The following is a 22766-nucleotide window of genomic DNA, read 5'->3' on the forward strand; positions in this document are numbered from 1 at the left end:
GTGCCGTTCGCATCCATCGCGTACCCGTCTATGGACCCGGTGGCGCTTCGCCTCGGGCCGATTGCCGTGCATTGGTACGGGCTTGCCTACCTTGTGGCGTTCGTTGGCGCTGCGCTGGTCGTGCGATGGCTGGCACGCAGGTGGAGTCTGGCGCTTTCCGATGACGACCTGTTGACCGTCGTTCTTGCCTCGGTACTCGGGGTCGTCTTGGGCGGGCGAATCGGTTACGTGCTCTTCTACGGAGGGGGCTCGTTTCTTGCGAACCCACTGTCCGCCTTCACCATCTGGAACGGCGGGATGTCGTTTCACGGCGGTTTGGCGGGCATTCTGATCGCGAGTGTCTTCGTCTCCAAGAGGCTCGGCATGCCGCTGCTCACCCTGTGGGATCTTGGGGCGGTGGGTGCGCCGATCGGCTTCTTCCTGGGCAGGCTCGCCAACTTCGTCAACGGCGAGCTGTGGGGAAGGGTCAGCGACGTACCGTGGGCGATGGTCTTTCCCGGCGCGGGCCCGCTGCCACGCCATCCCTCGCAGCTGTATGAGGCCGTGCTCGAGGGGGCGGCGCTTCTCGTCGTCATGGTGGTCCTGGCCAGGCGCCTGCCACCACGGCCCCGCGGAGAGTTGATAGGGTGGCTTCTTGCGCTGTACGGCGCGTTCCGCATCTCGGTGGAGTTCTTCCGCGAGCCAGACATCCAGCTTGGCTTCGTCGCCGGACAGTGGTTGACCATGGGCATGGTGCTCAGTGTCCCGATGGTCGTGGCGGGCGTGGCGTTGGTCGTCTGGTCGCGCCGGCGCGGGCTGCCGCAGGAGGGCCGCCGAGCCGGGCGGTAGTCAGAGTCAGGACTCCGGAGCGCAGATTTCGTCGGACGGCTTCCAGCACGGAGCGTCGCGGTCCAGACAGCGGGCGCTCTCAGACGAACTCAGATGGCGCGGCGGCGTGCACTGCGCGCAGAAGAGCTGCGGCATCTTGCCCACGACGTCCTTCAAGTCCGGGTCGGCGTAGGGCGCGGGATCCGGCATCTCGATCATGTGGAGCAGAATGCAGGGCATGCGTCACCTTCCTTGGCATTGCAGCCATCCTACGCTCGATGAAGGTGCAGCGGCAACGATGGCCCGCGTTCAGGGGCGCTCGCGTGTGACTGACGGCACACGCGCCGTCAGTCGGTGGGTGCTGGTAGACTCGGTGCCGGACCGATAGGGAGGTAGTGTGAGACTCGTTCGAATACCCGCAGCATTGATGCTGCTTGCAGTGTTCATCGTCGCCGGTGCGGTCGTCGGCTGCGCCCAGCGTCCGGCGGAGGTCACCTCGGCGTGGCCGTTCGCCGACTCCGAGCGGCGGGTGGAGCGTCCCCCGGTGCCGCCACGCTGGCCGTTCACGGGGCGTGACGCGTCTGAGGCGAGGGTCGTCGCTCGTCGACCACTGTCGGTGAAGGTCGAGAACTCACCGCAGGCCCGGCCCCAGACGGGACTCGGCTCCGCCGACGTCGTCTACGAGAGCGTCACTGAGGGCGGCATCACCCGGTTCAACGCGATCTTCCACTCACGCGTGCCTCCGACGGTGGGGCCGGTGCGCAGTGCGCGCCTGTCCGACCTGTGGATCGTCCCGCAGTACGACGCGCTGTTCTTCTTCTCGGGCGCCAGCTCGAGCGTCAACAACAAGGTCAACTCGGCTGGTCTACCAAACCTGTCGGAGGATGCCGGGGTCTCGCGTCCGTACTGGCGATCGAGCGAGCGCTCCGCGCCTCACAACCTCATGCTCGACACGAAGAAGGCGTATGCCGAGGCCAAGTCCCGGGGCATGCAGCTCACGGCGTCGCTCGATCCGCTCTCGTTCGACCGCCGCAGCATTCCGGCCACTCCCGCCATCTCGCAGATCGATATCACGTTCTCGCCCGCAAGTTCGGTCACGTGGGTCTACGAGGAAGACAGCGACGTGTACGTGAGGCGCAACAACGGTCGCGATCATAGGGACGCGGCCACCGGCAAGCAGATCCAGGCCGACAACGTCGTGGTGATGTGGGCCAAGTACCGACCCGTCAGCCGCGACGCGGCGGGCTCCACGACCTATGACATCGAGTTGGGCGGCGGCCGTGCAAGCGTGTTTCGCGACGGGACGCGGCTCGATGGCACCTGGAAGGCCGACCGCGAGGCGCCACCGAGCTTCCGTGCGAAGGATGGAACCCTGATCCGTCTTTCACGGGGCACGACCTGGTTCCAGGTGATACCGCTCGACGGCCGAATCTATATGCGCTAGCAGCGAGGTTGTCCGTGCGCGGTTGTCCCGGCCTCTGGCGCGCGGGTACAATCCGTGAATCACGAGCCCCACACACGTGCGCGACCACTACGTGGTTCGCGCTTTGAGAGGAGTCGTTCAGCCAGTGTCTGACGTGCAGCGCGAGACAGGGACCCTGAGGGTCAAGACCGGCCTGGCAGAGATGCTCAAGGGCGGCGTCATCATGGATGTCGTCACGCCCGAGCAGGCGAAGATCGCCGAAGACGCCGGAGCGGTCGCGGTCATGGCGCTCGAGCGCGTGCCGGCCGACATACGTGCGACGGGCGGCGTCGCCCGTATGGCCGACCCCACCATCGTCGAGGCTATCGTTGGGTCAGTGACGATTCCTGTCATGGCGAAGTGCCGCATCGGGCACTTCGTCGAAGCGCAGGTGCTGCAGACGCTTGGGGTGGACTACCTTGACGAGTCCGAGGTCCTCACCCCGGTCGACGATGAGCACCACATCAACAAGTGGGACTTCACGGTCCCCTTCGTGTGCGGGTGTCGCAATCTGGGAGAGGCGCTTCGGCGTATCGCCGAGGGTGCGGCGATGGTGCGCACGAAAGGCGAGCCGGGCACGGGTAACGTCGTCGAGGCCGTCCGTCACATGCGCACGGTCACCGATGAGATCGCTTGGCTGAAGGGCCTGCGCGCCGAGCAGTTGTTCGCGGCGGCCAAGGACCTTCAGGCGTCCTACGATCTTGTGAAGTGGGTGGCGGAGAACGGAAAGCTGCCCGTGGTCAACTTCTCTGCCGGCGGTATCGCCACCCCCGCCGACGCCGCGCTCATGATGCAGCTGGGGTGCGACGGCGTCTTCGTGGGCAGCGGCATCTTCAAGAGCGGCGACCCCGTGAAGCGCGCCCGGGCCATCGTCGAGGCGACTACGCACTTCGAAGACGCCGACATCATCGCTCGGGTCTCCCGTGACCTTGGGGAGGCGATGGTCGGGATCAACATCTCCGACATCCCCGAGCCGGAGCGCATGCAGGAGCGGGGCTGGTAGGTGAAGATTGGCGTTCTCGCACTGCAGGGGGCGTTCCGCGAGCATGTGTACTCGCTGGAGGCGCTCGACGTCGGGGTGGTGGCGGTACGGCTGCCGGAGCAGCTCGAAGAGCTGTCCGGTCTCGTGATTCCAGGCGGGGAGTCCACCGCCATTGCCAAGCTCATGGAGACATACGGCTTCTACGAGCCGATCGTCAGGCGCTATGGCGAGGGGATGGCGGTTTGGGGCACGTGTGCCGGCGCGATCCTCGTCGCTCGACGCGTTGCCGAAGGTGTCCCGGGTCAGCGCTCACTCGAGCTCATGGATATCGAAGTCAGGCGGAATGCGTTCGGTCGGCAAGTCGACTCCTTTGAGGTCGACCTGTCCTTCGCGGACTTCGACCATCCCTACCGGGGCGTATTCATACGAGCACCGTGGATCGAGGGCGAAGGGGAAGGGGTCGAGATTCTGGCTCGACACGACGGGCACACGGTCGCCGCGCGCGAGGGTCGGCTGCTTGCAACCGCGTTCCACCCGGAGCTCACCGGTGACCCGCGCATCCACCGGTTCTTCGTAGATGAGGTCGTGGGCGTCTAGGCGCTCGGATCACCAGGTCAAGGGAGCAAGGAGCACCACGTGTCTGGACACTCGAAGTGGGCGACCACCAAGCATCGCAAGGCGGCGCAGGACAAGAAGCGCTCCGCGCTGTTCTCCAAACTCAGCCGCATCATCACGGTGGCCGCCAAGAGCGGCGGCGACCCGAACCCTGAGAACAACGCCACTCTGGCCACGGCCATCGCAAAGGCCAAGTCCTACTCGCTCCCCAAAGACAAGATCCAAGCCGCTATCGACAAGGGCTTCGGCGCGGGTGCCGATGCCGCGCAGTTCGAAGAGGTCGTCTACGAGGGCTATGGGGCGGCGGGCGTCGCCATCTACATCGAGGCGCTGACCGACAATCGTAACCGCACCGCGGCCGATGTCAGATCCGCATTCACACGTGCGGGGGGCAACCTTGGGGCGACGGGCTCGGTCGCGTTCCAGTTCGAACGCATAGGCCAGGTGACGCTCGATCGTGCCCCTGGCTTCGATGAAGATGAGATGCTGATGATGGTCGCCGATGCCGGCGGCGAGGATTTCGAAGCGGGCGAAGAGGAGATACTGGTCTTCGCGGCGCCGGCAGATGTGGCGGCGGTGAGCAGCGCGCTCGAGGCCGCAGGGGCACCGGTGCGTGGCGCCGAGCTCGTGATGGAGCCTATCAATCCCACGGTCGTGTCGGTCGAAGACGCCAAGAAGGTCATCCGCCTCGTCGACAAACTCGAGGAGAGCGACGACATCCAGAACGTCTACCACTCCATGGAGCTGACCGACGAGATCGCCGCTGCGCTGGAGTAGCCGATTCGACCAGGCGCCGGCCACCCTCCGGTCGCCCGTTGGGCGACGTGTCGCCCCGTTGCCTCACGTAAGAATGTCGTCGAACGTCACCTTCGTTGACTCATCATAGATGTCGTCGAAATCGGGTGCCTGCACCTCCCTTCTCCTGATCGATTCCTTGAGTGAGACGAGCTCATAGAGACGACGCTGCCGTTCGGTTATCCGGCGCTTGAGCGCCGTCGGGTTCAGGGTTGAGTATTCCCGTGTGAGGCGGCGCTTGGCGGCTTGGCTGACGTGGTCGGATGCGAGCACGCGGGCGTACGGCGTCATCGGCGTGTCATAGCGTTTGATGACCCGCGCCCCTTCGCGGGTCTTGGAGAGCAGCTTGGCGCTCGGCATGTAGAAGTTGGTGTGCTTGCGCAGTGCCGCATAGAGCTCGTTTAGGACGGCGAGCTCCTCGGGTGTGTCGAATCGTGCGTAGCCGACGTTGCGGCGCACCACCGACCAGTTCTTCTGCTCGACGTAGCAGCCGTCGTTCTTGCGGTAGGCGCGGGAGCGGGTGAAGGTGATCCGCTTGCTCTCGCAGTAGCGCTTGAGTTCGTGGTTGATGAACTCACTGCCGTTGTCGCTGTCGATCCCAAGCAATGGGAAGGGCAGAGCCGCCCGGATCTCCTTGATCGCGGCGAAGACATGCACCTGCGCCTTGTTCCTGACCGCCCTCGTCTCGGTCCAGCCCGTGGCCACATCGGTGACGTCGAGGGTCTGGCAGTAGTCGCCGCGGAGCGCTCCGCCCTCGTGCCCCACCAGGTCGATCTCCACGAACCCAGGGACCGCGTCGTCCCACTCGGAGAACGTCTTGATCGGGATCTGGTTCTTGAGCAGCGTCCCGGGCTTGGTCCCCGGCCGGCCCGAGAGGGACAGGCGCGCACGGTCCGGCGCGAGCAGCCGGTCGATCGTGGATGCCGAGATCGAGCGCAGCCTGGCCCGCACCTCGCTCGAGATGCTCAACTCGCCGCAGCGCTCCATCACCTCCACCATCTCGGGCAGGGCCGCGTGCAGCCGCTTGCCGCATATCCCGTCAAGCGTCGCCCAGATCCTGCGCAAGGCGAACAGCACGTCGGCGTCATAGACCCGCGGGCGAGTCCGCCTCCTCTTCGGCGGCTTGCGTGGCGGCGGACCCGCACGAAGCAACCTCGCAGCATGGTCACGGTTGTAGCCTGTGATCGAACACAGCGTATCCAGGATCTCGCCCCGTCGCCTCTTGGCAGCTCGTCGGTACTCCTCGGCAAGCTTGCGTGTGACCGCGTGCTTCTCAGCCATCGTCAAAGGCACCTTTGTCGCGCCTCCTCGTCGTCGAATGACCCGACGAGACCGACGCTACGCTTCGACGACATTCTTATGTGAGGCAACGAATCAATTTGGACGACATTTTAGGTGAGGCAACTCGCACGGTTGTTCTCGGGCAGCACGCCGTGGTACTATTCGCCGCGCTTTGTGCTGATACGTCGTCCGTCTCCGGGCGGCTCGAACGCGAGGAGTACGTGATGTCAAAGATATGTGCCGTGTGCGGCAAGAGCCCTGCGGCTGGCCGCAACGTGAGCCACTCCCACAGGGTCACGAACCGTATGTTCAGGCCAAACATCCAGAAGGTCACCGCCGTCATCAAGGGACACGTGCATCGCGTCAACGTGTGCGCCAAGTGCATGAAGGCGGGCAAGGTCACGCGCGCGTAGTCTGTGCGCTCAGGATGTACTCCGACAGCCGTCCCCATCGGGGCGGCTGTCTTGGTTGGTGGGCACTTCAGCCAGGACCAGCGCCATCCCTGAGTGGACCGTGACTGCGGATTCGGGACCGCACGAGACGTTGGACACCCCCAAGTCCGAGAGCGATTCGACAGATCGGTCCTCGAGGGTCCACTTCATCCCGACCACACTGATGCGCGTGCCGGAGACCAGGGCCAAGACCGACACCGTCGTATCTCGAGCGAAACCGCCGACATGGCCGCGGTGCGCAGGATCCACGATCCAACCGGTCATCTCCTTGTAGATGATGGCCGGCCGCAGATCCGAGTAGCGCGCAAGCGTTCCGATGGCTGCGAGTGAGTGGTCCTGTCGCTCCCCCCACACGCCGACGACCGTGACCTCGCCAAGCTTCTCACCCCTGCACCATTCGAGCGCAAGCTCCAGGTCCGTGTGGGACTTGTCTCTCGGGTGAACCCGAAGACTGACGCCCTCATGCCTGAGGCGCTCAAGGTCCTCTTCTGACAGTGAGTCGAAGTCCCCGATGACCACAGCGGGGGTGACACCCGCACGCATGAGCGCCGCCGCTCCCCCGTCCACACCCACAACCAGGTCGTGCAGGCGCGCCTGTCGAGCGAGGGCGTTGCCGGATACGGTGTCTCCGGCGGCGACTATCAGCGCGCACGTTCCGGTCATGGCGCAGCCAGGCCAGGCACGGGGACCGCACGCTCAAGGGCCGGCACCACGATGGCGGCCACGATGCCACATGCGACGATAGAGGGCACGAGGTAGCTGGCGTTGTAGGCGAGCGAGTAGAGCCACACCGGCTGTCCCTCAGGCGCGTTGGCACCGAAGAACACGATCCCGGAAGCGAACGATGCGGCGAATCGTCCCGCTCCGCCCAGCAGGGCGCCTGCAAACGCCATCGCGGCGATCCGAGCGGGCGATGTCGCTCGGACCCACCGAGGGGACGCAAGGGCCGCGAGTCCACAGGCTGCGAAAGCGACCGGGTAGTCCAGGAGAACCTGAATGGGGTGCACGAAGTAAGGCTCTAGGAAGTAGTCGACCACACCGAAGGCCGCGCCGGCGACGACGCCGACGGTCAGACCGCGACGCAGGCCGATGACGAAGATAGGCAGCATCGCAAGAGACACACTGCCTCCGGCGAAGTTCCACGGCAAGGTGATCTTGAACGTGCTGAGCACGGCGGCGAGCGCCACGGAAAGGCCGATCTCCACAACAACGCGGGTGCGATCGTGCTGCATTCCACTACCCCTCTCACAGGTTCGGGAGAGATCCGAATCGACGCCATGAGCCGCGCAGCAGCACGGGCCGTGGTGCGAGCCCCGCATTACCGGGACCGTCATCGCTCGGTCGCGGCCGGTGAAGGCCGCCTCTCAGCCGCTGATGCGCAGCTCCCGACACGGATGTAAACGCATTCATCGTCGCACACTCGAAGGGTGTGCGACAACGTAGGAACTACTCCATGGAACGCAGATACGGGTAGGGATTCACCGGTGAGCCGCCCCCAGGATGGATCTGCAGGTGAAGATGCGGGGCCGACGCCGCCGCGTTTCCTGAGTATCCCACCGTGCCGATCACCTGCCCGGCCCTGACGCGTCCCGAAGTGACAACATAGCTGTTGAGGTGCGCGTAGTAGAACGACCATCCGTTGTCGCCGGACAGCCATATCGTCCGACCGCCCAGCCCGTTCGATTTCGTGCGCACAGTACCGCTCGTGATCGCCACCAGCGGGGTGCCCGTGGGCGCCATGATATCCGTACCTTTGTGACGTCTCCTGCCGCCACCGCGAGACGCGCCCCACGTGTCGGAGTAGTAGTACGAACCCACCACGGGAAAGACCATCCCGTTAGGCCCGGCCACGGCAGCGACCCCGGAAGGCACTCTGCCCCCGGAGCGAACCGCGTTGAGGCGCGCCTTCACGGCCTTGAACTCGGATTCAGTGGAACGTAGTCGCTTCTGAAGCGCATCACGACGCGACCGAAGCGCTCGCACGTCTTGCGACTGCTTCGTGCGCTGGGCGGCGAGCTTCTTGCGCGCGGCGGTCAGCTGGCGCGTGCGGGTCTTGACCTCACCGACCACTTCCGCGTCACTCGTGCCGATACGGTTGAGGTGCTCGAAACGGGTGACGAACTGCTCGAAGTCAGCCGCGCCCACAAGGAAGTCGAGCAGATCGAGGTCGTCTCGCCGGTAGATGGAGCGAGCACGTCGGTTGAGCTGGGCTTTTGCGGCCTTGAGTTTCTTGCGAGCCGAAACAAGCTGCTTGCTGGTCTTGGTAAGCCGTGATTCCGTCTCGTCGAGTTCCCAGTACGCGTCATCGAACGCGGCACCGGCGCGCGAGCTCTCGCGCTTCAACTCCTCTAGCCTGGCCTTGAGTTGTGCTTCGGTCTCCGCGTACGCGGGAGCAGAGAGCACAGTAGCGCTCATCACGACTAGCAGGGCTATGGCCATGGCTCTGCGGATCACGGCGACTCCGGTGAACCGAGAGTCTGGCCGATGGCTTGGTAGATGCTCCGGGCCACCGCGTCAGCCCAGCGTGGATCGAGAAAGCTTGTCGTATCCGCTCGGTCTGAGTTGGATCCAAGCGTAACTCGGACCCAGACCCGTTCAGAGGCGCCGAACACGCCATCCGATGCCTGGCTTTCCTGACGAGGTGCAGAGCCGGAGGCTGCCAGCGCGCTGGAGATCGCAGAAGCCAGAACAGCAGCTGACGTGGGCTGCGAGGCGGTCAACGAGGTGGCAGCCGAGACGACCATTCCCGGCGTGCCCTCCGGGCGGACGGACAGACCGACTCCGGCGGTGTATGCCAGGGCTCGGGCACGAGAAGCGCGATCGATCTCGATTGTGGACGTGTCCGCCCCGGTTCTGAGCATGGTCACCGTGGCGCCTGAGGCCTCCAAGAGTGACCTGAGCCGACGGGCGACCTCAAGGGCCGGGTCGTTGCCGGCTCCCGCCACAGGAGGCGCCGGGTCGATCACAAGCGCAACACCATCGAGACGATACGGCCGCAAGCTGCCTGTGGCTTCACGAGACGAGGCCACTTGAAGCCGCACACGATCACCGGTGCGCACGGTAGCCCCTGCCGCGGGAGTCGATCCCAAGACCGTGTCACTCGCCGTGTCTGACAGCACGAACTCGACTTCGATGAAGAGTCCCATGTCCTCAAGCGTCCCCGTGGCCAGGGCAAGACCCTCCCCGACAACATCGGGCATAAGAAACTCCTCAGTGCCGCCGGACACGACGACCTCTACCGGGTCTCCGGGTCGCAGCTGCTGCCCCGGGGCAGGGCTCTGCTCGAGAACCTCGTTGGCGGGGGCGTCGCTGAAGCGCCGCTCAGCTACGACGAGGATCAGGCCCTCTCGGGTCAGCGTGGTGCCGGCTTCGGCCTCCGAGAGCCCGATGACGTTAGGGACGGCGACAGCTGACTGTGCGAACGACCAGAATGCCACGCCGGCAGCAAAGACGAGCACCGCCACGACGATAGCGCTGACCGCCCACACCGAAGGCGCCACAAGGGGCGAGCGCGCCCGACGTTCCCGGTCAAGTGCGGGTACGTAGGAGTTCTCGCCAGCAAGCGGCGCCGTGGGAATCGCAGCGTCAGCGAGCTCGTCGAGCCAATCGCTTGTCTGTTCTTTGGGGTGTTCGATGTCCTCACTCATACGCAGTCAAGTATACAGTCGACGTGTGATGAAGGTATGAACTCGTGCAGATTGGCCGTCGTCGCTTGAGAGCAGTGCCGTCGGGCAGGTATGCTGCACCCCCGTTTTCGAACTGCACGCTTCACGAGGAGGGTCACCCGGATGCCTTCGTACGACTTCCGCTGCACCGCATGTGAGCTGGTGTTCGAGGTCACTCGGCCCATGACATCAAGCAAGCCCGAGCGTTGCCCTGTGTGTGACGCGACTACCAAGAGGGTCTTCACGCCCGTTGGCGTGGCTTTCAAGGGAAGTGGGTTCCACAACACAGACTACCGTCCTAAGCCGAGCGAGCAGGCCGACACGGCGTGCCCTGCCAAATCAGACTCGAAGCCGGGCTGTACTGGGTGCCCTGCAGCTGAGTAATTCGCGACGACTGCGAGGACACCTCCGCAGCGATGGTTGCAACGCAGAAGGCCCCGCATCGACGGGGCCTTCTTGTGCGCGCATGCAGGCGGGGCAGGACGCGCGGAATGTGCGGTGCGAGGCTAATCCATGCGAACCCAGAAGCGTTCGTCCCCGGTGCGGATGACGGTCTCGATGAAGCGGACGGTGCCCGTCTTGTTGTCCATCGCAATCGAGTGAGTGCGCGCCCCTTGACCGAAGTAGCGAACACCGCGGAGCAGCTCACCGTCGGTGACACCTGTCGCGATGAAGGCCGCCTCATCGGTATTCACGAGGCAGTCCATGTCGAGTACTCCATCGATGTTGCAGGTTCCCATGTCCACGGCGCGCGCCTTCTCTTCGGGGCTGCGCCAAGCGAACCGTCCCATGAAGCATCCCCCGATGCATTTCATGGCCGCGCAGGCGAGGACTCCCTCCGGTGCCGCGCCGATTCCCAGATACAGGTGGATGCCCGTCCCTTCGATTGCCGTGGCCACGGCTCCGAACACGTCTCCGTCTGAGATGAGCCGGATTCGTGCCCCAGCCTGCCTGATCTCTGCGATGAGATCGACATGGCGATCACGATCGAGCACGCACACCACGATGTCCTCGACGTCGCGGTCCATGGCTTTCGCAACCGCTCGGATATTCTCGGTGGGTGTAGCGTCGATATGTACGACGTGAGCGGCCGTGGGACCTACAGCGATCTTGTTCATGTAGGTATCGGGAGCGTGAAGAAGGGTGCCCTTGGGCCCGAAGGCGAGCACGGTGAGGGAGTTCGACTGACCGTACGCGGTGAGGTTCGTGCCCTCGAGGGGGTCAACCGCGATGTCGATCTCCTCGCCACCTCGCCCCACTTCTTCGCCAATGAAGAGCATGGGGGCCTCATCGCGCTCCCCCTCCCCGATGACGATGCGGCCGGAGATGTCGACGCCATTGAAGGCGGTCCTCATCGCCTCCACGGCCGCATTGTCCGCTGCGTGCTTGTCCCCCTTGCCCATCCACCGTCCTGCCGCAAGCGCGGCAGCTTCGGTGACCTCGAGCATTTCGACGATGCGGGTTGTACGCAAGCTGTCAGCCTCCCTCTCGTGCGTGAACCAACAAGCCATCTAGCTCAGACGAACCAGTCGTGCGACGAAATGGCCGTCTGGCCCCCCTGGTTCCGGAAGAGACTGGAACCAGCCCTCGGCGGAGAGGAAGTGATTCCATTCCGCCGGTATTTCACTCTCACCGAGTTGGTCGAGGCGAAAGCCGGACCCCTCATTAGATGCCAAGAACGCGCCGATGACCTGTTCGTTCTCACGTCGGACGACGGTGCATGTCGAGTACACCACGAAACCGCCGGGCTTCACAAGGCTCGCTGCCGTGCGAAGCAGTTTGGCGTCGAGGGCGGCGAGCGCTTCAATCTCCTCAGGCCGCGCCCTCCACCTGCGGTCTGGGTGGCGTCGCATGGTGCCCAGTCCCGAGCAGGGGGCGTCCACGAGCACCGCGTCAGCGGACTCGGGTGCGATGCCGACGGTGGACGGGTCACTGGCGTCGCCGAGGAGCGCGACGATGCCCTGTGCGCCCACCTGACTCACCGAGTCTTGCAGTGCGTTCAGCTTGAACTCGTGGTTGTCGAGCGCGGTGATGCCGGCCTCGTGACCGGCTCGGTGCGCCCGAGCTGCGATGAGAAGGCTCTTGCCCCCTCGTCCCGCGCCGATATCGATGACGCTGCACCCGGGGGACAGCGGGACGACCGTTCCCGCGACCTGGGCCCCGCCGTCCATCGCTATAGCCCGTCCCGCGGACAGCACCGACGACGAAAGCGCCGAGGCGGCGACGTCACAGCGAATGCACCCTTGAGGACCGACAGCATGGGGGCCGCAATCGGCCCGATCGAGTTCGGCCATCACTTCGTCGAACTCCGATCGAAACGGCATGTGAGCCAAGAAGAGGGGCGCCGGCTCGTTGTTGGCCGCCATCACTCCAGCGGCCGCGTCACGCCCCAGCTCATCGGAGAGCATCTGAGCCATCCACTCGGGATGACCATGCAGGCGCGCGAGAACAGCCAGATCGGTGTCCGGATCTCCCCAGGGAAACGCGTCCGCTCGTTCGGTCAGACGCCTCAGAACCGCATTCGCGAGAGAGCCGGCCCGGGGTGAGACGGCTTTGACCAGTTCAACACCCTCGTTGACCGCAGCACGAGCGGGCGTACGCATGAACAGGATCTCGTAGGCGCTGAGCGCCAGACAGTCACTGACAACCGATTCGAGACGTACGTCCGCAGCAAGGTGGTCGGCCACGGCGGCGTCCACGGTCCCTCGGCACGAGATCGTCCCGTAGGCCAACCGGGTGATGAACGCGCGGCTCGTCCTGCTCACCTCTTTGCGCGCCAACAAGGCGTCCAGTGTTTCATGAGCATAGGCAGAGCGTTCGCGAACACGAGACACTACCTGCCTGGCCAAGAGCCGTTCTTCGGATGCACTCATGACAGATCCTTCCATGTTGCATCGACGTCAAGGTTCAATCCACGCGCGAACGCCCCACCGGGCATCTCGTGACGCCCGTCAGGTTTGACGATCACGGCCTCTACTCCCCCATCGCTGGCACCGAGCACGAGGAAATCCCCACGGCACTCGACCATTCCTGGTTCGGCCATGAAGGACGATGCTCGGGCGCTCACTACGGTGAGCTGCCGACCCGCCGCTACCAGTCGAGTCGGGGCTGCGGGACCCGATGCCCGGACGCGCTTGACGATCTCCTCCACGGTCATCGTCGGTGAGACGGCGACATCGGCCTTGCCGATCTTGGGAGCGTAGGTCGCTTTCGAGTCATCTTGTTCCACCCACTCGACGGTGCCCTTCTGCAGAGCCTCGACGACTTCAAGCAGCGCAGCAGCGCCCCTCAGAGCGAGCTGGTCGGTGAGCTCTGCTGCCGACATCTCGGCGACAGGCACCTCGACGCTTCGTGCGTACGGCCCAGTGTCCAGGCCCTCTTCCATGCGCATGATCGAGACTCCGGTGACAGCATCCCCCGCAAGGATCGCAGCCTGAACAGGCGCTGCCCCGCGCCACCGCGGAAGGAGGGACGCATGTACGTTGACGCACCCGAAGGGTGGCACCTCGAGAATCTCGGGCGGCAGAATCAGACCATAGGCGGCGACAACGATGATGTCCGGAGCAAGGTCGGACAGCGCCGCCGTCTGGGATGCGTCCCTGAGCGTAGCAGGCTGGCTCACGGGGATGCCCAGTTCGAGCGCGCGCACTTTGACCGGTGTCGGCACGGTGGCGGAACCACGCCTCGACACGGCATCGGGCCGGGAGTAAGCGCAAACGACGTCGTGGCGTGCGGCCAACGCTTCAAGAGAGGGCACAGCAAACTCAGGCGTGCCCATGAACACGACGCGGATCAAGAATCCCCCACTCGGTTAGCGATCACTATCCGGCGACCGGGCGGTCTCCGGAAGACTCGATGTCTGTCTGCCCCGGCGTGGCTCCCGCCTCAAGCGCTTCACGAAAGCGCCGGAGGGCGGCCTTGCGTTCTTCAGGCGCCGCCCGGTCGATGATGACGACTCCGTCAAGATGGTCGATCTCGTGCTGCAGCAGTCGGGCGTGCAGCCCCTCGGCCTGAATCGTGACAGGCTCTCCGGCGAGCGACACCGCCTCACAGGTCACCGACAGGTACCTCTCTACGGGAACCGAGATCCCCGGGAACGAAAGGCACCCCTCGTCATCGACTTCGGTCTGGTCTCCAGTCGAGGTGATCACCGGGTTGCACAGGGCGACCGGACGAGGACTTTCGTCCCCGAGGTCGTACACAACCACGCGCTTGATGACCCCGATCTGGGTCGCAGCCAGACCGATTCCAGGAGCGTCATACATGACCCGCGCCATCTGAGCCGCAAGTTCAGGCAGCGAGGGGTCGGTGCTGGGGTCGACCTCGGCGGCACGCTGCTTGAGCGCCGGACCGGGGTAGATGATCACATTCATCGATGGTTCCGTTCGGTTGTTGCGTGTTCACGCGTGCGTACGAGCAGGAGTCAAGCACACATTGTACCAGCGTGAGGGGTCACATCAGGCTCAAGGGATCAACGTCCAGCACCGTCACGACGTCTTTCGTCTGGCGAACAGGCTTGAGGGCTGACGACACAATCTCTCCCACGGCGGCGTCTCGGGGACCCTTGACCAAGACGTGCCATCGCCACACCCCCTTGACCCGAGACAGTGGCGCGGGACTTGGCCCAAGGACAGTCCATCCGGCGGGTAGCGCCCGCAGAAGGGCGTCTGCGGATTCGCCCGCGTGTCGGCTCACCGAGGATGAATCGCGACCCCGCACGAGCACATTGACGAGCCGCCCGTAAGGCGGGTACCCGAGCGCCAACCTGGTCCGTGACTCAGCTTCGTAGAATAGGCGGGGGTCGTGGGCCGCAGCCGCCCTGACCGCTGGATGCTCGGGCCAGTAGGTTTGCACGATGACCCGTCCTTGGACATCTCCACGACCAGCGCGTCCGGCAACCTGTTCGAGCAGTTGATACGCGCGCTCGCCTGCACGAAAGTCGGGAAGATTCAGGGTCACGTCGGCAGAGATCACCCCGACGAGGGTCACCGCAGGGTAATCGAGGCCCTTGGCGATCATCTGTGTTCCCAGCAGGACGGCGGACCGCTCTGACTCAAACGCTGCCAGCAGACGCTCGTGAGCGCCGCGTCCCGTGGTCGTATCCGCGTCCATGCGCACGACAGGCCACCCCGGGAAGGCTGATTCCAGTTCGGCCTCGACCCTTTGGGTCCCCGCGCCGAACTGCCTGAGGTAGGGACTGCCGCACTCAGGACAAACGGGTGGTACCGCCCTGACGGCCGCGCAGTGATGGCACGAAAGGCGTGACCCCACCTCGTGGTAGGTCATCGACGTCGAGCAAGAATCGCAGGAGGGAACGTGTCCACATTCACGGCACAGCAGAAACGAGGCGAAGCCGCGTCGATTGAGAAACAGGACGGCCTTCTCGGCAGATTCGCGTACCGCGCCAAGGGCACTGCAAAGCTCACCCGATAGCATCGACCGATTGCCCGAAGCGAACACCGCTGCGAGGTCGACGACCGTGACAGGCGGCAGTGCGCGCCCACTGACGCGAGCTGGCAGCTCCACCTTTCGCCATGCCCCCTCTTCGCCTCGCAATCTGGTCTCCATACTCAGACTCGCGCTGCCCAGTACGAGGGTGGCGCCTTTCTCCTCGCACAGCCGAACGGCGACGTCACGGGCATGGTAGCGGGGAGCGGACTCTTGCTTGTAGGAGGACTCATGCTCCTCATCGATCACGACGATTCCGAGATTCCCCAGCGGTGCGAACAGCGCGGATCGGGCGCCGACGACAACATGGGCCAACCCATCTGCGACGCGGTCCCACTGGTCGAGTCTCTCGCCGGGCGTCAGCCGGGAATGGAGAACGGCAACGTCCTCGCCGAAGCGCGAGCGGAACCGCCCGACGGTTTGTGGCGTGAGGGATATCTCAGGAACCAGCACGCACGCGGTGCGCCCAAGCGAGATGACATGCTCGATTGCGCGCAGGTAGACCTCGGTCTTTCCGGAGCCCGTGACACCATCAAGCGCAATCACCCCGGGTCTCCCGTCGAGGCTGCCCATGATGGCATCGAGCGCGGCTTGCTGCCCGTCGGTGAGGTTCGCGTGCCGGGGTGCTGACTTGAGAGCCATAGCGTGACCGCGGGTGCGCCTGAGAGACGTGATCTCAATCGCCTCAGCCTTGGCAAGTGCCACCAGCGCGGAGCCGACGCTGCCGAGGTCCGCGGTCAACTCCGCGACGCGAACGGGTCCGGCCACCAGCGCATCGAGGATCGCTCTTTGGGTCGTGGCTCTTCGGGACGGCTCATAGAGACTGCCTTCGATCAGACTCACCCATCGATCATCCACGGGGCCCACGCCCGGGCGTTTCAGGTTCCAGGTCACAGAACCATCGTCAGCCAAGCTGCGCACGGCCTTCGGGGTTGCGCCCGGAGGCGTGAAGAGCCTGACCGCCTCAGACAATGGGCACACGTACTCTTGGGAGATCCACTCCGCCACGCGACTGGCTTCTGCGTCGAAGAAGGGCCCACCGAGCACCGCGGACAGGGGCTTGAGCCGCTCAAAGGGAGAGGTCTGGCTGAGCCCGACCACATAGCCAACAGCGGGACGGTTGCCGAAATCCACGGCTACACAGTGCCCGACTGCGACATCCATACCTACCGGCACCGCGTAGTCGAAGGCGCGATCGAGCTCGCGGGCGGCAACGTCCACAATCACCTGAGCCACTTGTGCGATCCTGAACACCCCCTCGACAATCGGTGATTCGCCCAGCATAGCCGAGGCCGCCGACATCAAGCGTGCGACGTCAGCGGCCTCGGTTGAGAACACTCAGTGGTCAGACTAGTCGTTGAGTCCTGCTGCCGCAGCCAAGGCATCAACGCGGTCGGTGCGCTCCCACGTGAAGTCCTTGTCGTCGCGCCCGAAGTGCCCGTACGCGGCGGTCTTGCGATAGATCGGGCGACGCAACTCCAGGTCGCGAATGATCGCTCCGGGGCGAAGATCGAACGTGGACAAGACGGCCTCTTCGATACGGCCCACGGGCACCCGCTCGGTCCCGAATGTCTCAACAAGGATGGACAGCGGGTGGGCGACGCCGATAGCGTAGGCAAGCTCGATCTCGCAGCGATCAGCGAGGCCTGCGGCAACGACGTTCTTGGCGACCCAGCGCGCCGCGTAGGCGGCCGAACGGTCCACCTTGGTGCAGTCCTTGCCGGAGAAAGCCCCTCCCCCGTGACGGCCCATACCGCCATACGTATCGACGATGATCTTGCGGCCCGTGAGGCCGGTGTCGCCCATGGGGCCACCGATGACGAACCGACCGGTGGGGTTCACGAAGATCTCGGCGTTCGCGTAGGGAATGCCTTCGAGGTCCAGTACGGGCTTTATGACGTGCTCGATGAGATCGGGGCGAAGCAGCTCTTGGATGTCGACGCCGTCGGCGTGCTGGGTGGAGATGAGGATCTTCTCGACCGACACGGGCTTGCCGTCGACGTACTTGACCGTGACCTGGGACTTGCCATCGGGCCGTAGGTAGTCCAGAACCCCCGCCTTGCGAACCGCAGTGAGGCGCTCGGCGAGTCGATGCGCAAGGTAGATCGGCATGGGCATCAGGTGGGGAGTCTCGTTGCACGCGTAGCCGAACATCATGCCCTGGTCGCCTGCGCCCACGAGGTCGATCGGGTCGCACCCTTTGCCGTGCTGGACTTCGAAACTCTCATCGACGCCCATCGCGATATCCGCGCTCTGCTCGTGAATGGTGGTGATCACGCCGCAGGTCTCGTAGTCGAAGCCGAACTTGGCTCGGGTGTACCCGATGTCCTTGATGACGTCACGCACGACAGCGGGGACGTCGATGTAGGCCTTGGTGCGAATCTCGCCGCTGACTACCACAAGACCCGTGGTGATGAGGGTCTCGCAGGCAACGCGCGCGTTCTCAAGATCGCCGCGACCCTCAGCCTCAAGCTCGATCTCACGAGCGTAGATGGCATCGAGAATGGCGTCGGATATCTGGTCGCACATCTTGTCGGGGTGACCCTCGGTCACCGACTCTGACGTGAACAGGTACTCTCGCTCTGACATGCATCCTCCTTCGTCGGCCCCGCACCGGGGCTACTCTCGAAGCGAGGGCATGAAAATGCCCCCGCCGTGGACAGACAGGGGCTTCGCCACACGCGGTGCTCACGACAATGACGGCGCGAACGAGCGCGGCTCTTCCCTCATCTTCCAGGCACCGAAACATCTGCCTGCCGAGACGTGGCACCGTTCGCGACCTTCCACGTCGGTTGCCGGGGTGTCATAGGGCTCGGTCCCTCGACCCGCTGCAGCAGCGCCTGCGCGCGGCTGCCTCTCGATGAGCGCGGCTACTGTATCATCTCGACTGCGACAAGTGAAGTCGCCGGAACCCCCGAACGAGAGGGAAAGTCGTGCCCAGTTCACAGGCGAATGCCATTCAGAGGTACCTCAATAAGATCGTCTTCGGAATCGAGGTCGTCGTCTCTGCGGCGCTGGTTGTTCTGAGCGTGCTGGCGCTTGTGACCCTGAGCATGCAGATTCTTGAAGTCTCGCTTGACGGACTTTCGCTGAACGCCGGCGAGTTCACCTTGGTCATCTCCACGGTGCTTGAGGTGTTCATCTTGATCGAGCTATTCAGGATCGCGATCGCCTACATGCTGCATCGCAACGTGATTCCTACCGTCATGGAGGCCGCCCTCGTGGCCGTGGCGCGGAAGTTCGTCATCTTCGGTCCGAAAGAGGACTTTCTGAATGTCGCCTTGGGGCTGTCGGCACTCCTGCTGGCACTCGCCGCCTCTTGGTGGCTGTTGAAACAATCCGATGCCTGTGCGTTGGACGACCACGCCTGACCCCGTCGCTCACTTGAGATTAGGGAGCCCTTCTTGTCCGTTCGAGTCCGTTTCGCGCCCTCGCCCACAGGCACCCTCCACCTTGGAGGCGCACGAACCGCCATCTACAACTGGGCGTTTGCGCGCAGGAACGCCGGCGTGCTCGTGCTGCGCATCGACGACACCGACCCCGAGCGCTCGACGGCCGAGAACACCGAGCAGATCCTTCGGTCGCTCAGGTGGCTTGGCGTTGACTGGGACGAGGGTCCTGAGGTCGGTGGCGACCACGGCCCGTACTTCCAGACGCAGCGTGGCCCCGCTTACGCGGACGCACTGGAGCGCATGAAGTCCACCGGTAACGCCTACCCCTGTTTCTGCTCCCCCGACGAGCTCGCCGCCAAACGGGACCTCGCGAGGAGCGCCGGGGGATTCTCAGGCTACGATCGGACGTGCCGCGACGCCGCGGGCGCTCACGAACGAGTCGCCGCTGGCGAACCGCACGTGTGGCGCCTTGCGGTGCCGCTTGGCCGGGGTCCGGTCATTGTCGACGATGCGGTACGTGGTGCCACCGAGTTCCCGATCGAAGCGATGGACGACTTCGTCCTTGCGCGAAGCGACGGATCTCCCACCTACAACTTCGCCACCGTTGTTGACGATGCCACTATGGAGATCACGCACATCATCCGCGGCGACGATCACCTGGCCAACACCCCACGTCAGATCCTTGTGTTCGAGGCGCTGGGCCACGCGGTTCCGGCGTTTGCCCACCTGTCGATGATCTGGGGGGCGGACGGCAAGAAACTCTCCAAGCGTCACGGGGCCACCTCCGTCGAGGCGTACGAGGAGATGGGTTTCCTGCCCCAGGCGATGCTCAACTACCTTGCGCTGCTGGGCTGGTCTCTCGACGGCGAGACGACCATCGTTCCGCCCGAGGTTCTCAAGGCCACCTTCTCCCTGGATCGAATCTCCAAGAACCCGGCCATCTTCGATCCTGACAAGCTCGAGTGGATGAACGGTGCCTACCTTCGGGAGATGGGCGACGGTGAGTTCGTGGATGCGATCGCGCCCTGGCTGATCCGCGCAGGCCTGACTACCGCTCAGGACGTATCCGGGCGGCGCGACTGGTACCGCGCTCTGGCCCCGCTGATAGCCGAGCGTGTGAAGCGACTGGATGAAGTGGCCGAGAAGGTCAGGTTCTTCTTCGAGGAGCCCGTCATCGACGAAGACACCCGCGACAAGGTCCTCGCCAAGGAGGGCGCTCCCGAGGCACTTCAGGCGGCCGCAGATGCGCTCGAAGCATGCGACTTCACGGCATCGTCCATCGAAGAGGCGCTTCGTCTGGTCCCTGAGGCGGTGGGCGTGAAGCCCAAGGTGGCCTTCCAGGCTGTCCGCGTGGCAGTGACCGGTAGTACCGTGTCGCCTCCCCTTTTCGAGACGCTTGAGCTGCTGGGGAAGCAGACGTCGCTTGCCCGCATCGAAGCTGCCCGTGTACTGCTCAGTCAGCCTCGCATCTGAGTTGACAGTGGCTCAGGGCGTCGGTAGGATACCTTCTCGCGCCGCGGCTCGGCGCAGGCAAGGTACAGGGGTATGGTGTAACTGGCAACACGCCGGATTCTGGTTCCGGAGAGTCTAGGTTCGAGCCCTAGTACCCCTGCCATGTATGGCCCGTTCGTCTAGCGGTTTAGGACACCGCCCTCTCAAGGCGGAGATCACGGGTTCGAATCCCGTACGGGCTACCACGAATTCAGAAACCCCCTTCTGACACAGAGGGGGGTTTCTTGCTATCCTCACTCCCCATGAACAGTGAAACGAGTCCCTCCCCCGAGCGTACCGACTTCATCCGCGAGATTGTGGCAGCTGACCTGCTCGAAGGACGCTGCGAGTCCGTTGTCACGAGGTTCCCGCCGGAGCCCAACGGGCATCTCCACATCGGCCACGCGAAATCCATCTGCCTGAACTTCGGCATCGCCAACGAGTTCGGTGGCCGATGCCACCTGCGCATGGACGACACCAACCCCGTCAAGGAAGAGCAGGAGTACGTCGACGCGATTCAGACCGACGTGCGCTGGCTGGGCTTTGACTGGGGCGAGCATCTGTACTTCGCCTCGGACTACTTCGAGCAGCTCTACGATTGGGCATGCCATCTGGTGAGTACCGGAAACGCGTACGTCGACGACCTCACCGCCGAGGAGATTCGCGAGCATCGCGGCACGCTCAAGGACCCGGGCAAGCCCAGCCCGTGGCGCGATCGTTCGCCTGAGGAGAACCTCGAGTTGTTCGCCCGAATGCGTGCCGGAGAGTTCGCAACCGGCGAGAAGGTCCTTAGGGCGCGCATCGATATGGCTTCCGGCAACATCAACCTGCGCGATCCGATCATCTATCGCATCATGCACGCGGAGCATCCTCGCACGGGTGACACGTGGTGCATCTATCCCACGTATGATTTCGCACATGGTCAGTCCGATGCGATCGAACACATTACTCATTCGGTATGCACGCTGGAGTTCCAGGACCACCGACCACTGTACGACTGGTTCATCGAGCATCTTCCGGTGCCTTCGACGCCTCACCAGTACGAGTTCGCACGTCTCAATCTGACGCACACGGTGCTTTCCAAGCGCGTGTTGCTCCGGCTTGTGAACGATGAGCACGTGCGCGGCTGGGATGACCCCCGCATGCCGACTCTGTCGGGGCTGCGGCGACGCGGCTTTCCCGCCCAGGGACTTCGCGACTTCGCCGCGATGATCGGCGTGGCCAAGTCTGACGGGGTCGTCGAGATCGAGATGCTGGAACACTGCGTTCGCAGCGTGCTGAATCGCACCGCTCAGCGTCGTTTCGCAGTCCTTGACCCGCTGAAGGTCGTGATCGAGAACTTCCCCGAGGGACTCGTCGAGATGATGGATGCACCCAACAACCCGGAGGATCCGGACGCCGGAACCCGTGAAGTGCCGTTCACGCGCGAGCTGTGGATCGAGCGCGAGGACTTCATGGAGGACCCCCCCAAGAAGTTCTTTCGTCTGGCTCCGGGACGCGAGGTTCGGCTGCGGTCCGCGTACTTCATCACCTGCAACGAGGTCATCAAGGATCCGATGGGCAAGGTGATCGAGCTGAGGTGTAGCTACGATGAGTCGACACGCGGGGGCTCAGCTCCCGACGGGCGGCGACCCAAGGCAACGCTTCACTGGGTTTCGGCGGCACATGCGATCGAGGCCGAAGTCAGGCTGTACGACCACCTGTTCGCCGTTGCCTACCCTGGCTCCGAAGGTCGTGACCTCTTCGACGATCTCAATCCGGCATCAGAAACGATTGAGCGCGGTTGCTTCGTCGAGGCATCGTTGCTCCAGGTTCCCGTGGGCCAGACCGTCCAGTTCGAGCGGGTAGGATACTTCTGCCCTGATCCGGACTCCGGGAGCGGTGCCCTCGTCTTCAACCGCACGCTGTCACTTAAGGACTCCTGGGCCAAGCTGCAGTCCCAGGGCCGTCACGACGCGCCGTAGCGCTCACTGGGGCGGCCACGGGGTATCGGGCTGCTAGAATGGGCGACGGAGTGGGCCAGACGGCCGCGCGATCCCGTTTCGGGTTCGTGAGGAAAGTCGGGGCTCCACAGGGCAGGGTGCCTGCTAACGGCAGGGCGCGGCGACGCGACGGAAAGTGCCACAGAAAAGAAGACTCCCCCGCCGCAAGGCGGGAGAAAAGCTGAAACGGTGCGGTAAGAGCGCACCAGCGTCACGGCAACGTGGCGGCTTGGCAAACCCCACCCGGAGCAAGGGCAAATAGGAGCGGCCAAGGTCGGCCCGACCGACGCTCGGGTTAGCCCGCGTGAGGCGTACGGCGACGTGCGTCCCAGATAGATGGTCGTCCACGACAGAACCCCGCTTACCGGCCCACTCCAAGCGGGTGAGACACGAA

Annotated in this window: 22 protein-coding genes, 2 tRNA genes and 1 other RNA gene; 13 read left to right on the forward strand and 12 right to left on the reverse strand. The window is 64.3% G+C overall.

Features of this window, described 5'->3' with window-relative positions:
• Positions 1 to 828, forward strand: a complete 828-nt coding sequence (gene lgt / locus U1E26_04900) for a prolipoprotein diacylglyceryl transferase (GenBank protein MDZ4168975.1) — start codon at positions 1 to 3, stop codon at positions 826 to 828.
• A 6-nt stretch (positions 829 to 834) separates the two neighbouring features.
• Here lgt and U1E26_04905 read toward each other — a convergent pair whose 3' ends face one another.
• A complete protein-coding gene (locus U1E26_04905) occupies positions 835 to 1047 on the reverse strand; it encodes a hypothetical protein (protein ID MDZ4168976.1) in 213 nt (70 codons plus the stop codon).
• A 157-nt stretch (positions 1048 to 1204) separates the two neighbouring features.
• Here U1E26_04905 and U1E26_04910 point away from each other — a divergent pair, with 157 nt between their 5' ends.
• The 4 genes from U1E26_04910 to U1E26_04925 all read left to right on the forward strand — a co-directional run bounded on the left by U1E26_04910 (position 1205) and on the right by U1E26_04925 (position 4643).
• On the forward strand, positions 1205 to 2251 hold the full coding sequence (locus U1E26_04910; GenBank protein MDZ4168977.1) for a DUF3048 domain-containing protein: 1047 nt from the start codon (positions 1205 to 1207) through the stop codon (positions 2249 to 2251).
• A 133-nt stretch (positions 2252 to 2384) separates the two neighbouring features.
• A complete protein-coding gene (pdxS, locus tag U1E26_04915; protein ID MDZ4168978.1) occupies positions 2385 to 3272 on the forward strand; it encodes a pyridoxal 5'-phosphate synthase lyase subunit PdxS in 888 nt (295 codons plus the stop codon).
• Positions 3273 to 3848, forward strand: coding sequence for a pyridoxal 5'-phosphate synthase glutaminase subunit PdxT (pdxT, locus tag U1E26_04920; protein MDZ4168979.1), 576 nt, complete (start codon positions 3273 to 3275; stop codon positions 3846 to 3848).
• A gap of 39 nt (positions 3849 to 3887) precedes the next feature.
• Positions 3888 to 4643, forward strand: coding sequence for a YebC/PmpR family DNA-binding transcriptional regulator (locus U1E26_04925; GenBank protein MDZ4168980.1), 756 nt, complete (start codon positions 3888 to 3890; stop codon positions 4641 to 4643).
• 63 nt (positions 4644 to 4706) lie between these two features.
• Here U1E26_04925 and U1E26_04930 read toward each other — a convergent pair whose 3' ends face one another.
• On the reverse strand, positions 4707 to 5942 hold the full coding sequence (locus U1E26_04930) for a transposase family protein (protein MDZ4168981.1): 1236 nt from the start codon (positions 5940 to 5942) through the stop codon (positions 4707 to 4709).
• Between the two features lie 224 nt (positions 5943 to 6166).
• On the opposite strand from U1E26_04930, the gene rpmB reads away from it, so the two are divergent.
• Positions 6167 to 6355: a 50S ribosomal protein L28 gene (gene rpmB / locus U1E26_04935; GenBank protein MDZ4168982.1), complete on the forward strand. Its 189-nt coding sequence runs from the start codon at positions 6167 to 6169 to the stop codon at positions 6353 to 6355.
• Between the two features lie 9 nt (positions 6356 to 6364).
• On the opposite strand, the gene U1E26_04940 is transcribed toward rpmB, so the two are convergent.
• The 4 genes from U1E26_04940 to U1E26_04955 form a co-directional block, all read right to left on the reverse strand.
• Complete coding sequence (locus tag U1E26_04940; GenBank protein ID MDZ4168983.1) at positions 6365 to 7057, reverse strand: thiamine diphosphokinase; 693 nt, start codon at positions 7055 to 7057, stop codon at positions 6365 to 6367.
• The gene (gene thiT, locus U1E26_04945) at positions 7054 to 7626 is read right to left on the reverse strand and encodes an energy-coupled thiamine transporter ThiT (GenBank protein MDZ4168984.1); all 573 of its coding nucleotides are present in this window, start codon (positions 7624 to 7626) and stop codon (positions 7054 to 7056) included. The genes U1E26_04940 and thiT overlap by 4 nt, the downstream gene beginning before the upstream one ends.
• A 214-nt stretch (positions 7627 to 7840) precedes the next feature.
• Entirely contained in the window at positions 7841 to 8848 is a 1008-nt protein-coding gene (locus U1E26_04950; protein ID MDZ4168985.1) for a peptidoglycan DD-metalloendopeptidase family protein, read from the reverse strand.
• A complete protein-coding gene (locus U1E26_04955) occupies positions 8845 to 10041 on the reverse strand; it encodes a PASTA domain-containing protein (protein ID MDZ4168986.1) in 1197 nt (398 codons plus the stop codon). Before U1E26_04955 ends, U1E26_04950 begins: the two co-directional genes overlap by 4 nt.
• A gap of 141 nt (positions 10042 to 10182) precedes the next feature.
• Between U1E26_04955 and U1E26_04960 the strand changes: the two genes are divergently transcribed.
• Complete coding sequence (locus tag U1E26_04960; GenBank protein MDZ4168987.1) at positions 10183 to 10443, forward strand: FmdB family zinc ribbon protein; 261 nt, start codon at positions 10183 to 10185, stop codon at positions 10441 to 10443.
• Between the two features lie 122 nt (positions 10444 to 10565).
• Here the strand turns inward: U1E26_04960 and glpX are convergent, their stop codons facing one another.
• The 6 genes from glpX to metK all read right to left on the reverse strand — a co-directional run bounded on the left by glpX (position 10566) and on the right by metK (position 18096).
• Positions 10566 to 11531, reverse strand: coding sequence for a class II fructose-bisphosphatase (gene glpX / locus U1E26_04965; protein ID MDZ4168988.1), 966 nt, complete (start codon positions 11529 to 11531; stop codon positions 10566 to 10568).
• A gap of 39 nt (positions 11532 to 11570) precedes the next feature.
• The gene (locus U1E26_04970; GenBank protein MDZ4168989.1) at positions 11571 to 12932 is read right to left on the reverse strand and encodes a transcription antitermination factor NusB; all 1362 of its coding nucleotides are present in this window, start codon (positions 12930 to 12932) and stop codon (positions 11571 to 11573) included.
• Positions 12929 to 13855 (reverse strand): methionyl-tRNA formyltransferase, encoded by a 927-nt coding sequence (gene fmt / locus U1E26_04975; GenBank protein ID MDZ4168990.1) that lies wholly within the window; start codon positions 13853 to 13855, stop codon positions 12929 to 12931. Before fmt ends, U1E26_04970 begins: the two co-directional genes overlap by 4 nt.
• A 25-nt stretch (positions 13856 to 13880) precedes the next feature.
• Positions 13881 to 14432: a peptide deformylase gene (gene def, locus U1E26_04980; protein ID MDZ4168991.1), complete on the reverse strand. Its 552-nt coding sequence runs from the start codon at positions 14430 to 14432 to the stop codon at positions 13881 to 13883.
• A gap of 79 nt (positions 14433 to 14511) precedes the next feature.
• Positions 14512 to 16845 carry a primosomal protein N' gene (gene priA, locus U1E26_04985; protein MDZ4168992.1) on the reverse strand — a complete coding sequence of 778 codons (2334 nt, stop codon included), beginning with the start codon at positions 16843 to 16845 and terminating at the stop codon, positions 14512 to 14514.
• A 12-nt stretch (positions 16846 to 16857) separates the two neighbouring features.
• Complete coding sequence (gene metK / locus U1E26_04990; GenBank protein MDZ4168993.1) at positions 16858 to 18096, reverse strand: methionine adenosyltransferase; 1239 nt, start codon at positions 18094 to 18096, stop codon at positions 16858 to 16860.
• A 344-nt stretch (positions 18097 to 18440) separates the two neighbouring features.
• Between metK and U1E26_04995 the strand changes: the two genes are divergently transcribed.
• The 6 genes from U1E26_04995 (at position 18441) to rnpB (ending at position 22752) form a co-directional block, all read left to right on the forward strand.
• The gene (locus U1E26_04995) at positions 18441 to 18878 is read left to right on the forward strand and encodes a phosphate-starvation-inducible PsiE family protein (GenBank protein MDZ4168994.1); all 438 of its coding nucleotides are present in this window, start codon (positions 18441 to 18443) and stop codon (positions 18876 to 18878) included.
• Positions 18879 to 18911: 33 nt separating this feature from the next.
• Positions 18912 to 20372, forward strand: coding sequence for a glutamate--tRNA ligase (gene gltX, locus U1E26_05000; GenBank protein MDZ4168995.1), 1461 nt, complete (start codon positions 18912 to 18914; stop codon positions 20370 to 20372).
• Positions 20373 to 20438: 66 nt separating this feature from the next.
• Positions 20439 to 20514: transfer RNA gene (locus U1E26_05005), tRNA-Gln, on the forward strand.
• Positions 20515 to 20519: 5 nt separating this feature from the next.
• Positions 20520 to 20596: transfer RNA gene (locus tag U1E26_05010), tRNA-Glu, on the forward strand.
• 57 nt (positions 20597 to 20653) lie between these two features.
• The gene (locus U1E26_05015) at positions 20654 to 22354 is read left to right on the forward strand and encodes a glutamine--tRNA ligase/YqeY domain fusion protein (protein ID MDZ4168996.1); all 1701 of its coding nucleotides are present in this window, start codon (positions 20654 to 20656) and stop codon (positions 22352 to 22354) included.
• 47 nt (positions 22355 to 22401) lie between these two features.
• An RNA gene (gene rnpB / locus U1E26_05020) (RNase P RNA component class A) lies at positions 22402 to 22752 on the forward strand.
• Positions 22753 to 22766: the final 14 nt, after the last annotated feature.

This window comes from Coriobacteriia bacterium (assembly GCA_034370385.1).
Classification (GTDB): Bacteria; Actinomycetota; Coriobacteriia; order Anaerosomatales; family PHET01; genus JAXMKZ01.

Excerpts from the sequence above, each read along its gene's own strand:
- U1E26_04905 (MDZ4168976.1), bottom strand. The coding sequence starts at position 1,047 with ATGCCCTGCATTCTGCTCCACATGATCGAGATGCCGGATCCCGCGCCC.
- U1E26_04930 (MDZ4168981.1), bottom strand. The coding sequence starts at position 5,942 with ATGGCTGAGAAGCACGCGGTCACACGCAAGCTTGCCGAGGAGTACCGA.
- rpmB (MDZ4168982.1), top strand. The coding sequence starts at position 6,167 with ATGTCAAAGATATGTGCCGTGTGCGGCAAGAGCCCTGCGGCTGGCCGC.
- U1E26_04940 (MDZ4168983.1), bottom strand. The coding sequence starts at position 7,057 with ATGACCGGAACGTGCGCGCTGATAGTCGCCGCCGGAGACACCGTATCC.
- thiT (MDZ4168984.1), bottom strand. The coding sequence starts at position 7,626 with ATGCAGCACGATCGCACCCGCGTTGTTGTGGAGATCGGCCTTTCCGTG.
- U1E26_04955 (MDZ4168986.1), bottom strand. The coding sequence starts at position 10,041 with ATGAGTGAGGACATCGAACACCCCAAAGAACAGACAAGCGATTGGCTC.
- U1E26_04960 (MDZ4168987.1), top strand. The coding sequence starts at position 10,183 with ATGCCTTCGTACGACTTCCGCTGCACCGCATGTGAGCTGGTGTTCGAG.
- U1E26_04970 (MDZ4168989.1), bottom strand. The coding sequence starts at position 12,932 with ATGAGTGCATCCGAAGAACGGCTCTTGGCCAGGCAGGTAGTGTCTCGT.
- def (MDZ4168991.1), bottom strand. The coding sequence starts at position 14,432 with ATGAATGTGATCATCTACCCCGGTCCGGCGCTCAAGCAGCGTGCCGCC.
- metK (MDZ4168993.1), bottom strand. The coding sequence starts at position 18,096 with ATGTCAGAGCGAGAGTACCTGTTCACGTCAGAGTCGGTGACCGAGGGT.
- U1E26_05015 (MDZ4168996.1), top strand. The coding sequence starts at position 20,654 with ATGAACAGTGAAACGAGTCCCTCCCCCGAGCGTACCGACTTCATCCGC.